This is a genomic window from Bacteroidales bacterium (assembly GCA_041671145.1).
Lineage (GTDB): Bacteria > Bacteroidota > Bacteroidia > Bacteroidales > JAHJDW01 > JAQUPB01.
Genome location: JBAZBZ010000054.1, coordinates 1 through 12695 on the forward strand (window position 1 = coordinate 1; position 12695 = coordinate 12695).

Here is a 12695-nt window from a genome sequence, read left to right on the forward strand (position 1 = left end):
CTTTTTCAGGAAAAGAAGGAAAATACGTTACTTCAAGGCATATAAGAGACAGAATTTTTAAAGAAACGGAAAAAAATCTTGCGTTAAGAGTTGAAGAAACCGAATCGCCTGATAAATTTCAGGTTTTCGGACGCGGCATATTACATCTTTCAATACTTGTTGAAACCATGCGCCGCGAGGGCTATGAATTTCAGCTCGGTCAGCCTCAAATAGTTGAAAAGATAATTGACGGAGTGCGGTGCGAACCTATTGAGTCGCTTACTGTCAACGTTCCCGATGCTTTTGTGGGCAGAGTAATTGAAATTGTTTCGGCACGAAAAGGAGATTTGCTTAGTATTAAACCAAGAAATGACCGTAAAACTTTAAAATTTATTATGCCCTCCAGAGGATTGATAGGATTGACGAACTGTGTTCTCACATCCACCGAAGGGGAAGCTGTGATTGCTCACCGTTTTAAAGAATATCAGCCGTGGAAAGGCGATATTCAGGGACGTATCAATGGCTCTCTTATTGCAATGGAAACAGGCAGTGCCATAGCATACTCAATAAGTAAATTGCAGGACAGAGGTAAATTCTTTGTTGTTCCCAACGATGAAATTTATCACGGACAAATTGTAGGTGAAAATACACGCTATGATGACATTATGGTTAATCTTATAAAAACAAAAAAACTTTCGAATATGCGTGCTTCCGGTTCGGATGAAAAACTTTTTATTGTTCCCGCAATTAAATTTTCTTTAGAAGAAGCCATGGAATATATAAAGGATGATGAATATGTTGAAGTAACTCCAAAATCAATACGCATGCGAAAAATTATTCTTGATGAGTTGGAAAGAAAGCGAAGCAAAAAAAGTTAACAATAATTTCGTGATATACTTTGAACGTTTTAGATTTATATTGTAATCAGTAACCTGAAACCAGTAATCGGCAAGTGGTTATCGGTAATCACTCATACACCGAATACCGATAACCAGTTACAAAACATAGCGATTGATTAAATTATGAATCTTGTCTTTTCCGAAACGCTTTTACTTTTTTCTTAAAGAAACCCCTGTCATTACCATCTTTTCCGCTTTTGCGAAAATTATTTTTCTGCGAAGAGTTTCTTTCATTGTGAAATTTCTTTTTATAATTCGGTTTTTCGTCTCTGCTGAATTCCTTTTCTCGCCCGTAGCTTCTTTCTTTTCCGTATCTTTTTTTATCAACATATTTTCTATCATCCGAACTATCATTTTCTGATTTTTCTTTTCTTTCCGATGCTCGCTCTACAAAAACATTTCTGTCTTTAAATCGAGCTTTGCACATAGCTTTAATGACATCATCAGCAAATTCTTTTTTCACTTCAAAAAAAGAAAATATTTTATTCAGGTCAATTCTTCCTATGGGAACTTGCAATCCTGATGTATTTGCATTAATCAGGTTTATCAATTCAGCGGGATATACACCATCCTTTTTACCGAGATTTATAAATAAACGAGCATAACCTTCGCCACCCATGCTTTCAAAGTCCCTGCGTTTATTCTTTGAACTTCCTTCGCCTCCACGTTCTTCGGTAGCATTTATATCTTTTGAATTTTTATAGTATTCGAGAAATCTGTTAAACTCAAGAGATACGAAACGTGTAATTATTTCTTCTTTGTCGAGCCCTTCTAATTTTTTAAAAATTGAAGGAAGATATGAGTTAATCTGCGAATGGTCAATTTCAACATTTTCCATTTTTCCGATAAAATAAAAAAGCTGTTTCTCGCATATTTCTTTACCGGTGGGAAGAGTGCAATGCTCAAATGTTTTTCCTAATTTTCTCTCAATAATTTTAAGCTGAAATTTTTCTCTCATATTAACAATGGCGATGGAAATTCCGGCTTTTCCGGTACGTCCGGTACGTCCGCTTCTGTGTGTGTATATATCAGGACTGTCGGGCAATGCGTAATTTATAATATGAGTAATATCATCAACATCCAATCCGCGTGCAGCAACATCGGTAGCAACAAGTATGCGAAGATTACGGTTGCGGAATTTCTGCATCACCGAATCGCGCTGTAATTGCGAAAGGTCGCCATGTAAAGAATCAGCATTGTAACCATCGGCAATCAGCTTGTCGGCAATTTCCTGCGTTTCTCTTCGTGTTCGACAAAATACGATACAATATACTTCGGGATTAAAATCAGCAATGCGTTTCAGAGCAAGGTATTTATCGCGTGAATGAACGGTATAACAAATATGTTTAATATTTGCTGCTCCTGCATTTCTTTTACCTATAGTTATTTCCGTGGGATTATTCATATACTTTTTAGAAATCCCCACAATTTCATTAGGCATGGTAGCAGAGAAGAGCAAAGTGTTTCTGCCTTCCTGAACACCGGAAAGAATTTCATTGATATCTTCCAGAAAGCCCATGTTCAGCATTTCATCGGCTTCATCAAGAATAACACGGCTTACATTTTTTAGTTTCACGGCTTTTCGCCTCATCAGGTCGAGCATGCGCCCTGGCGTTGCCACGATAATCTGCACTCCGTTTTTTATAGTTCTGATTTGTGTTTCGATACTGGAACCGCCATATACAGGAACTGCTTTTATTCCCTTACAATATTTCGCATAATCGTTGAGGTCACCTGTAATTTGTATGCATAGCTCACGTGTAGGGCAAAGCACCAATGCTGCCGGCAAAGGATTATCGAAATCGGCTTCCTGAATAAGAGGAACTCCATAAGCTGCAGTTTTGCCTGTGCCGGTTTGCGCCAACGCCACTATGTCATTTTTTTTACCGAGCATTAGTGGAATTACTTCTTCTTGTACAGGCATAGGATTTTCAAAACCCATTTCTTCTATGGCTTTTCTTATCTCCAAAGAGACATTTAATTCTTCAAAAGATTTCATTGTTTTTTAGTTTTGTGCTTCAGTAGCGACCATCTCCGAACCTCTGCGATGGCTTGTTTACAAAGAAAGGAATGAATTGTTTAAGACGCTTAGCTTAGAACACTATTATATTAAACTGCAAAGATAAGCAATTTTTATTTAATAATGAAGAAATTGAGTAATAACAATATTAATGGCAACTGTATAATAATAAAGTAAATACTTTTTAAAACCGAAAGTAAGCTGAACGGCAGATGCAGAAATCAATATCTTCATATTGTCTGTAACCATAACACCTCCCCTACCTTCAAACTTTTTATTTTTCATAAAATAAAAAACTCTTTTTATAAATTTTTTCTTCCCTTCATCCGACAAGCCATTGAAATATTGAATACGCGGGGAAATAATACTTTTGTATAATTCAAATATTTCGTTTTTTCTGAAAAACAAAATGTTTTTCGAATACCATTCATAAATCTGCCATACAGCAACAATAATAAAAACAGCAAGTATTATAAGCGGAGTTGAAGACATAAGAAGCAGCAATTTATTTTTTATCAAGTTCGCCAAACAAATCATAATCGGATGCACCGGTAATTCTAACATTATAAAAATTTCCGGTCTTAATCTTAGATTTGTTTTTATTTATTATAACTTCATTATCAACCTCAGGAGAGTCATATTCGGTTCTACCGACAAAGCAACCATTTTCCTTTTTATCAATTAAAACTTTTATTTTCTTTCCGATTTTATTTTTGTTTAATTCTGATGAAATTTCTTTTTGTAAATTCATTATTTCGCCAAAGCGTTGCTGTTTCAGGTTTTGAGGAACCCTATCTTTTAATTCAAATGACTTTGTATTTTCTTCCGATGAATAAGTAAAAACTCCAAGTCGTTCAAATTTTATTTTTTCAACGAATTCAACCAGTTCATTAAATTCTTTTTTTGTTTCTGTGGGATAACCCACCATAAGCGATGTTCGCAAAGCAATATCGGGAATTTTACTTTTTATTTTATCGAGCAATTCAAGAGTTTGTTTTTTGTTAATTCCTCTTTGCATTGATTTTAAAATATTATCATTTATATGTTGGAAAGGAATATCAAGGTATTTGCAAACTTTATTATTATTTTTAATGACATCAATAACATCTGGTGGAAAATTTGCAGGATATGCATATTGCAACCTGAGCCATTTTATTTTATCAATTTCCGAAAGTTTTTCAAGTAAATATGAAAGCCGTTGCTTTCCGTACAAGTCAATTCCGTAATAAGTCAAGTCCTGAGCAATTAAAATCAATTCTTTCACTCCTTTTGCTGCAAGCAACTTTGCTTCATCAACAATATTTTCAACAGGTTTTGAAATATATTTCCCCCTGATTAGCGGAATTGCACAAAACGAACATTTACGGTTGCATCCTTCAGATATTTTCAGATAAGCAAAATGTGAAGGAGTTGCAAGTTCACGCTCTCCGATTAAATTATTCCTGTAATTTGCATTAAGCTTTTTAATAATAAAAGGCAAATCATTAACACCAAAAAAATCGTCAACTTCGGGAATTTCACTTTTCAATTCATCTTTATATCGCTGAACGAGACATCCGAAAACAATAAGTTTTTTTATCAGTCCTTTTTTTTTGGCTTCAGCGAATTTAAGAATAGTGGTTATTGATTCTTCCTTTGCATCATTTATAAAACCGCATGTGTTTATTAATACAATGTCCGTTTTATTTTTCAATAAATCGTGCTTAGCATTGATTTTATTGGCTTTTAATTGGGCAAGCAGAACTTCGGAATCAACAATGTTTTTTGAACAACCTAAAGTAATAATGCTGATTTTATCGTTGAATATTTTTGTTTGCAAATTTGCCACAGATTCACTGATATTTGTTTAATTGTTAAATTGCTGAATTGTTGGGTTATCATACTTCATATTTTTCATATCGTATTTTTATTTTTTTTGTAATCCGTACATCCATATCAATTTTTAATTAGTGCCTGTCCATAAAGAGTTTGGTTCAGAATGTCCGAGTTCGAGGCTTTCGAAGTTTTAAAATCCGGAGTTTACTAAAGTAAATGACTGATTTTAAAACGAGAGTAACGAAGAAATCGGACATTCTGGACAAACTCTAATTAAAAAATGCTTCAACAAATTCAAATTTATCAAATATCTGCAGGTCTTCGAGCCGCTCTCCCACTCCGATATATTTTACGGGAATTTTAAACTGGTCGGAAACACCTATAACCACACCGCCTTTAGCCGTGCCATCTAATTTTGTTAAAGCAATAGCATTCACATCTGTTGCCTGAATAAATTGTTTTGCCTGTTCAATTGCATTTTGTCCGGTGGAAGCATCAAGAACAAGAAGTATTTCATGAGGAGCATCGGGAATAACTTTCTGCATAACTTTTTTTATTTTCGAAAGTTCGTTCATCAGGTTTGTTTTATTATGCAAACGCCCCGCAGTATCAATAATTACAACATCAGCATTTTTCGATTTCGCCGAAGTCAATGTATCAAAAGCAACAGAAGCAGGGTCGGCACCCATGCCTTGTGAAACCACAGGAACATCAACTCTTTTCGCCCATATTTCAAGCTGCGAAACTGCCGCAGCACGAAAAGTATCTGCTGCACCCAAAATAACGGTTTTTCCGGCTTTCTTGAATTGATATGCTAATTTTGCAATTGTAGTGGTCTTACCAACTCCGTTGACTCCAACAACCATTATGATATATGGATTTTTAACATCCGGTATTTCAAAATCCTTATAATAACCGGTATTATTTTCTGCCAGCAAACTTGCTATTTCTTCTTTAAGAATTCTATTTAATTCATCGGTATTCGTGTATTTTTCGGCTGCAACTCTTTTTTCAATTCTTTCAATTATTTTGAGAGTAGTGCTAATGCCAACATCTGATGAAATAAGAACTTCTTCCAGATTATCCAAAACGTCATCATCAATCTTTGATTTGCCAATAAGTACTTTCGTGAATTTTGAGAAAAAAGTTTCTTTGGTTTTTGCCAAACCTTTATTAAGTCCTTCTTTTCTTTCTCTCAAAAATATATCAAGTATACTCATACAAATTTTACATTATAGAACAAAGATATTAATTTGTATTATTAAACATAAAAAAAGCTTTTCCCTTTGAAAAAGCTTTTAAATATTGTTTTTATTTCAAATATTTCCGAGAAATTAATCTTTCTTTGAAAAGAAATCTTTAATATGGTCTTTATGAACAAAAGCTTCTTTAAAAGCGTAAGCACCTGTTTTTGGTGATTTGACCATTTTTATAACCCTTGAGTATTCTTTACCTTCACCGGTTTTAAGTGTAGCAACAACTTTCTTTGCCATAGTTTAAATTATTTAATTTCTTTATGAATTGTATATTTTTTTAACACAGGATTATACTTCTTCAGTTCTAATCTGTCGGGAGTATTTTTTTTGTTTTTTGTAGTAATGTATCTTGATATACCGGGCTTACCACTTGTTTTGTGCTCAGTACATTCGAGAATTACCTGTATTCTTGCATCTTTATTTTTCTTTCCCATTTTTTTCTTCGCTTTTTTAATTAGGACTGCAAAGATAATTATTTTATTTTATTATACAAAAAGTTTGAATGTTTTTATATTCCACCCAAAGAAGTTAAATCAATTGCGATAAAAGTACGAAATTGATATTTGATTGTTTTTCAACTGAATTTTGTTTTCACAGGCAACCTTCTCAAAAGTCAGTGTCTTATAAAAAAAATATATTAAAATTTGCATTTAGGCACCTTTATTTATTATCTTTGTTACTCTAAAAAAAAATAAAACTATGATAAAAAGAATTTTACTTTCAGCATGTATATTGTTAATTGCATTAAAAATCATTAATGCACAATGTACACCAAACCCCGCAATTACTTATTTAATATATCCGGATAGCATTACAGATTTACCCCCAGCAACTGCCACAATTGCATATTCTGCAACAATGTACACTGCCATACCGCATGATACCACTTATAGTGGAAATGCCCTAACGGTTGACTCTATTTATTTAACCAATATTTTGGGATTACCTTCAAGTTTAACCTATCAATGTAACACACCTAATTGCGGATGGGCAGGAGGCGCCACAATCGGAACATATAATCATGGCTGTGCACTGATTAGCGGTACTCCGACTTCAGGTGAAGTAGGAACACACAATATAAAACTGGCGACAAAATATATTGTAAAATATATGGGTTTTCCCTTCAGTCCAATATATGATACAATAAAAAATTATAAAATTGTTATTAATCCATTCAGCAATGTTGCAATTGTTAAAGCCGAAAAATTCGAAGTGTTTCAAAACAAACCAAATCCATTTAACGATTACACAGAAATAAAATTTACTTCACCACTTGTTCAGAATATAAATTTTGCAGTAATAAATTTATTAGGACAAACAATATATTCAGAAAAAATAAAATCAAAAATTGGTGAAAACAAAATTATCTTCAGTTCTATAAATGTCAATCCCGGTGTTTATTTCTATAAAATAAGTAACGAGAATACTGTTTTCATAAAAAAGATGACGGTCAATTGATGCTTTTAATAAATCAAAAATAATTATTATAACTTATCATTATCTTTGAAAAGTAAGTACTTCAAATACTTCGAGTACTTAAAGTTAGTAAAGTGTTGGGTGTTCAATATTTTTTTATTTTCAACTTTAAGTACTTTAGACACTCGAAGTACTTGAAGTACTTTTTTACAAGCTATGGATTTTGAATTAGTTGTTTTAGGCAATAGTTCTGCAACACCAATATACAACAGAAATCTTTCCGCTCAGGTTTTAAAAGTGCATGAGCATTTTTTTTTGATTGATTGCGGCGAAGGAACACAAATGCAGCTCAGGAAATTTAATATAAACATAAATAAAATAACTCATGTTTTCATAAGCCATCTTCATGGCGACCACTTTCTTGGTCTGCTCGGACTTATCTCCACAATGCACTTGTTCAGCAGGAAAAACGAATTGCATATTTTCGCTCATCAGGATTTAAAAAAAATTATTGATGTTTATCTTCAGTGTTCAAATACCGTTCTCTGCTTTCCTTTGGTATATCATCCATTGACATTTATTCAACCCGAAAAGATTCATGAAGATAAAAACATTAGTGTGAAAACAATTATTCTAAATCACAGAATAGAATGTTGCGGATTTTTATTTAAAGAGAAAGAGAAACCAAGGAAAATCAACAAAGAAATGACTGATAAATACAATATTCCTGTTCATGAATTAAATAACATAAAAAAAGGAAATGATTTTACAGATAAAAAAGGAAATATTATAAAAAATTCCGAACTCACCTTTGCTCCATCAAAATCTTGTTCCTACGCATACTGCTCCGATACAAAATACAGCGAAGCCATTATTCCGTTAATAAAAAATGTAGATTTACTTTACCACGAAGTTACCTTCATGTTGGAAAAGCAAAATACGGCTAACGAAAAATTTCACTCAACAACCATTGATGCAGCTACTATTGCAAAAAAAGCACAGGTAAAAAAATTACTCATCGGTCATTTTTCAGCAAGATATAAAGAACTCGAGCCATTATTAAATGAAGCAAAAAGCGTTTTTAAAAATACTGCTATTGCCGAGGAAGGTGTTACATATACTATAAATTAGTTTTCAGTTCTCAGTTTTCAGTTTGCAACTTTAAACTTTAGACATTAAACTTTAAACTTTTTTATATTTATTTCATATTTTAAATTAATTTTACTTGCTTTGTATATAAAACATTTTATATCTGAATGAAATTTATCATAAAATTATTTTTAAGTATTCTTTTCCTTTTTACAGGAACATTATTCTTATATTCACAAAACAATTGTGTTATCAGAGGTTTTGTATATGAAAAGGAAACCGGTGAACCTATAATTTTTACAAATGTTTATTTACTTGGTACAACCTATGGTGCTTCTACCGATGTAAACGGATTTTACAATATAACCCGTGTTCCTCCCGGCAAATACACCCTTACAGTTACTTATCTTGGATTTGACTCACTTAAAGAAGTTATTACAATTAAACCGAATGAAATTGTAAACAGAAAAATTTATTTAAGCAAATCTGCAATAAACCTAAAGGAAATAAACGTATCGGCAAAAAAAGAAGAAGCAAAAACACAGGTGCAGGTTTCCGTTACAAAAATTACACCAAGAGAAATAAAACAAATACCCACAGTAGGCGGACAACCTGATGTTGCCCAATACCTGCAGGTATTGCCGGGTGTAATTTTCACAGGCGACCAGGGCGGACAACTTTATATCAGAGGGGGCTCTCCTATTCAAAACAAAGTGTTACTCGACGGAATGGTTATTTATAATCCCTTTCATTCTATCGGTTTATTTTCGGTTTTTGATATGGATATCATTAGAAATATGGACGTTTATACAGGTGGATTTGGTGCCGAATACGGCGGCAGAATATCTTCGATAATGGATATAACAACAAGAGACGGAAATAAAAAAAGAGTAAGCGGTAATGTATCTGCGAGTCCTTTTCTTTCAAAAGTTTTAATTGAAGGACCTCTGGAAAAACAAAAAGAAAAAGGCGGCTCGTCTTCTTTTATTTTTTCGGCAAAATCTTCTTATCTCGAACAAAGTTCAAAGATTTTTTATCCTTATGTTGACTCCAGCGTATCCTCAAACGGACTTCCTTTCAATTTTACGGATTTATACGGAAAAATTTCCTTGAATTCTGATAACGGCAGCAAAATAAATTTTTTCGGATTTAATTTTAATGATATTGTAAACTATACTTCTATTTCAAAATTCCATTGGACTTCGAACGGAGCAGGCACCAATTTTATTTTAATACCCGGTGCTGCATCTGTTTTGATTAAAGGAAACATAGCTTATTCAAAATATAAAATATCTCTTACTGAAGAAAACAATGCTCCTAAAACAAGCGAAATAAGCGGTTTTAATGCAGGATTGAATTTCGTTTACTTTTTCGGTAAAAATGAATTAAACTATGGCATCGAACTTTTGGGATTTAAAACAGATTTTAATTTTGAGAACGCAATAAAAAGAACAATACAACAACTCGATTATACTACTGAAATTGCAGCCTTTTTTAAATACAAAATAACTGCAGGAAAATTCCTTATCGAGCCGAGTTTTCGTGCTCACTATTATGCTTCATTGTCGGAGTTTTCTCCTGAACCACGACTCGGATTGAAATATAATTTGTCTGATAAAGTGCGTCTAAAAGCTTCAGGCGGCTTATACTCCCAGAATTTATTAAGTGCCACATCAAATGCCGATGTAGTGAATTTGTTTTACGGATTCCTTTCGGGACCCGATAATTTACCCGACTCTTTTAATGGAAAGCTCGTTAAATCGCGTCTTCAAAAAGCTTATCATGTAATAGGAGGTTTTGAGTATTCATTAACAAAAAATATTGACATTAATATAGAAGGATACTATAAAAAATTCATGCAACTCACAAATATCAACAGGAATAAATTATACGACGATAACGGAGATAATTATAAAATCCCGGATTACCTGAAAAAAGATTTTATTGTTGAAAATGGCTATGCCGATGGTATTGACTGGACATTGAAATACGACACAAAAAAAATATATTTATGGGCTGTTTATTCATTAAGCTGGGTTCGTATGTTTGATGGTATTATGGAGTATTATCCTGTTTTTGACAGAAGACATAATATAAATTTACTCGGTGTGTACAAGTTCGGACATAAGCTCGACTGGGAATTCAATGTAAGATGGAACTTCGGCTCTGGTTTTCCTTTTACAAAAACTCAGGGATTTTACGAACTCATACCCTTTTCCGATGGTATTATGACCGATTATACAAAATCAAACGGCAACCTTAAAACTTTATACGATACAATAAATACAGGACGTCTCCCCTATTATCACCGCTTGGATATAACTTTAAAAAAAGAATTTATGTTCAGCGAAACTTCAAAGCTTGAAATAGATTTAAGCGTTACCAATGTTTACAACAGAAAAAATGTATTTTACGTAAACAGGATTACCGGAAAAACGTTTTATCAACTTCCGATAATTCCAAGTATAAGCATTAATTTTATTTTCTAAAAAAAATTACTTTGCTTCAATAACATTTTTTATAGAATTATTATTTTTCTGTTTTATTAAATAAAAAAATGATAGAAAATAAAGAATCGGTAGTTATTACAGGATATGGCTCCATCTCACCTCTTGGTTTTGAAAAAGAAAAAATATGGAAAAATTATCTGAGCGAAAAATCATTTATCAAAAATATTTTATTTAATGAAAAACTTTATCCTGTTGGTGCTTTAAGTAAAGATGCAGAAAATAAAATACAAAGTTTTATCGAAAGAAATATAAAACTCAAAAAATTAGACAGAACAGCATTGCTTGCTATAATAGCCGCAAATGAAGCTTTTACAGATGCTGAATGGAATAACAAAAAAGCTCTTTTAACCGGAGTAACAATAGGTTCTTCACGCGGAGCAACAAAAACATGGGAAGAATACCACGAAAAATTTTTGCAAACCGGTAAAACCCATTTATTAACATCTCCATTAACAACACTCGGAAACATTTCAAGTTCTGTTGCCGATTATCTGAGCATTGAAGGACCTGTTATCAGCCACTCCGTTACATGCAGCACAACAATACAATCAATTGCAAACTCTGTTGCGTGGCTCAAAGCAGGAATGGCAGATAAATTTCTTGCCGGAGGAAGTGAAGCTCCTTTGACAAAATTCACATTGGCACAACTCGAATCGCTTGGAATTTATTCGAAGTTTTTAAATGATGAATTCCCCTGCCGTCCTTTGGAATTAAACGCAAACTCAATGGTTATAGGCGAAGGAGCGGCAGTATTTGCTGTAGAAAAACTAAAAAAAGAAGAAATAAAAAACAAAAAAATATATGCTGTAATTGAATCTGCAGGTTTTGCTTTTGAAAAAAATCCATCGGCAACAGGAATATCCGCAAATGGTGAGAATTTTCAAAAGGCAATGAAAATGGCATTGAAAAACCGTAACGACAAAAATGATATTGATTTGATTTTAATGCATGCACCGGGAACCATTGCCGGCGACAAAGCCGAATTAACAGCAATAAGAGAAGTTTTTAAAAACAAAATCCCTAATCTTTATTCAAATAAATTTAATATCGGACATACTTATGCTGCTTCTGCCGCATTAAATTTAGAACTGGCATTAATGATTTTTCGAAACCAAATAGTGCCTGATATTCCATATAAAACCGCTTTTCAGAATACAAAAAAAGAAATAAATAAAATCATGATAAATGCAGCCGGTTTCGGTGGAAATGCCGCAAGTTTAGTTTTGTCAAATATAAAATCAGGGTGATTCGCTAAAAGATTTTTCTAAAATTTTACTTTATGTTCTTTTTTCCTTGATAAAAAAACCATAGGCAACACAATGTCTAAAACCATGTCAATACTATATTTTGTGTCATAAATCGCTAAGAACACCAAGTTTAGAATACTAAATATTCTTTATTCCAACTTCCATCATAAAATTATTTCATCAAGATTTCCTTTGCCCTGACGGATTAGAATTGGCTCATCATTCGTGCAGTCAATAATTGTTGAAGCGACAATACTTCCGTATCCACCATCAATAACTATGTCCACAATGTCTTTATATTTTTCATAAATCAATTCGGGGTCGGTTGAATATTCAATTATTTCATCTTCATCGTGGATAGATGTTGTCAATATTGGGTTTCCGAGTTCTTTAACGATGCTGAGTATAATGTTATTGTCGGGAATACGAATACCTACAGTTTTTTTCTTCGATTCGAAAATTTT

The 12695-nt window shown here is 32.9% G+C and carries 12 protein-coding genes; 5 read left to right on the forward strand and 7 right to left on the reverse strand.

The genetic code is table 11. The annotated features are described in order from the left end of the window. On the forward strand, positions 1–857 hold an 857-nt coding region (locus WC223_12840; GenBank protein ID MFA6925124.1), incomplete at its 5' end, for a translational GTPase TypA. A 142-nt stretch (positions 858–999) separates the two neighbouring features. On the opposite strand, the gene WC223_12845 is transcribed toward WC223_12840, so the two are convergent. From WC223_12845 to rpmG, 6 genes are all read right to left on the reverse strand, one after another. Further along, the gene (locus WC223_12845) at positions 1000–2877 is read right to left on the reverse strand and encodes a DEAD/DEAH box helicase (protein ID MFA6925125.1); all 1878 of its coding nucleotides are present in this window, start codon (positions 2875–2877) and stop codon (positions 1000–1002) included. Positions 2878–3015: 138 nt separating this feature from the next. Beyond that, positions 3016–3390: a zinc-dependent peptidase gene (locus WC223_12850; protein ID MFA6925126.1), complete on the reverse strand. Its 375-nt coding sequence runs from the start codon at positions 3388–3390 to the stop codon at positions 3016–3018. 13 nt (positions 3391–3403) lie between these two features. Continuing rightward, complete coding sequence (gene rimO / locus WC223_12855; GenBank protein ID MFA6925127.1) at positions 3404–4705, reverse strand: 30S ribosomal protein S12 methylthiotransferase RimO; 1302 nt, start codon at positions 4703–4705, stop codon at positions 3404–3406. 277 nt (positions 4706–4982) lie between these two features. Beyond that, positions 4983–5933: a signal recognition particle-docking protein FtsY gene (ftsY, locus tag WC223_12860; GenBank protein ID MFA6925128.1), complete on the reverse strand. Its 951-nt coding sequence runs from the start codon at positions 5931–5933 to the stop codon at positions 4983–4985. A 114-nt stretch (positions 5934–6047) separates the two neighbouring features. Further along, positions 6048–6206 carry a DUF4295 domain-containing protein gene (locus WC223_12865; protein ID MFA6925129.1) on the reverse strand — a complete coding sequence of 53 codons (159 nt, stop codon included), beginning with the start codon at positions 6204–6206 and terminating at the stop codon, positions 6048–6050. An 8-nt stretch (positions 6207–6214) separates the two neighbouring features. Continuing rightward, positions 6215–6403, reverse strand: a complete 189-nt coding sequence (rpmG, locus tag WC223_12870; protein ID MFA6925130.1) for a 50S ribosomal protein L33 — start codon at positions 6401–6403, stop codon at positions 6215–6217. Between the two features lie 265 nt (positions 6404–6668). Between rpmG and WC223_12875 the strand changes: the two genes are divergently transcribed. The 4 genes from WC223_12875 (at position 6669) to WC223_12890 (ending at position 12231) form a co-directional block, all read left to right on the forward strand. Next, positions 6669–7427, forward strand: a complete 759-nt coding sequence (locus tag WC223_12875; GenBank protein MFA6925131.1) for a T9SS type A sorting domain-containing protein — start codon at positions 6669–6671, stop codon at positions 7425–7427. A gap of 174 nt (positions 7428–7601) precedes the next feature. After that, a complete protein-coding gene (locus WC223_12880; GenBank protein MFA6925132.1) occupies positions 7602–8516 on the forward strand; it encodes a ribonuclease Z in 915 nt (304 codons plus the stop codon). 125 nt (positions 8517–8641) lie between these two features. Beyond that, a complete protein-coding gene (locus WC223_12885) occupies positions 8642–10963 on the forward strand; it encodes a TonB-dependent receptor (GenBank protein MFA6925133.1) in 2322 nt (773 codons plus the stop codon). Between the two features lie 68 nt (positions 10964–11031). After that, positions 11032–12231, forward strand: a complete 1200-nt coding sequence (locus WC223_12890; GenBank protein ID MFA6925134.1) for a beta-ketoacyl synthase N-terminal-like domain-containing protein — start codon at positions 11032–11034, stop codon at positions 12229–12231. A 164-nt stretch (positions 12232–12395) separates the two neighbouring features. Here WC223_12890 and WC223_12895 read toward each other — a convergent pair. Next, a partial coding sequence (locus tag WC223_12895; GenBank protein MFA6925135.1) for a Sua5/YciO/YrdC/YwlC family protein occupies positions 12396–12695 on the reverse strand: 300 nt, incomplete at its 5' end.

Bases quoted from the DNA above. Each gene is read 5' to 3' on its own strand.
- WC223_12845 (MFA6925125.1), bottom strand. From the start codon at position 2,877: ATGAAATCTTTTGAAGAATTAAATGTCTCTTTGGAGATAAGAAAAGCC.
- WC223_12850 (MFA6925126.1), bottom strand. From the start codon at position 3,390: ATGTCTTCAACTCCGCTTATAATACTTGCTGTTTTTATTATTGTTGCT.
- ftsY (MFA6925128.1), bottom strand. From the start codon at position 5,933: ATGAGTATACTTGATATATTTTTGAGAGAAAGAAAAGAAGGACTTAAT.
- WC223_12865 (MFA6925129.1), bottom strand. From the start codon at position 6,206: ATGGCAAAGAAAGTTGTTGCTACACTTAAAACCGGTGAAGGTAAAGAA.
- rpmG (MFA6925130.1), bottom strand. From the start codon at position 6,403: ATGGGAAAGAAAAATAAAGATGCAAGAATACAGGTAATTCTCGAATGT.
- WC223_12875 (MFA6925131.1), top strand. From the start codon at position 6,669: ATGATAAAAAGAATTTTACTTTCAGCATGTATATTGTTAATTGCATTA.
- WC223_12880 (MFA6925132.1), top strand. From the start codon at position 7,602: ATGGATTTTGAATTAGTTGTTTTAGGCAATAGTTCTGCAACACCAATA.
- WC223_12885 (MFA6925133.1), top strand. From the start codon at position 8,642: ATGAAATTTATCATAAAATTATTTTTAAGTATTCTTTTCCTTTTTACA.
- WC223_12890 (MFA6925134.1), top strand. From the start codon at position 11,032: ATGATAGAAAATAAAGAATCGGTAGTTATTACAGGATATGGCTCCATC.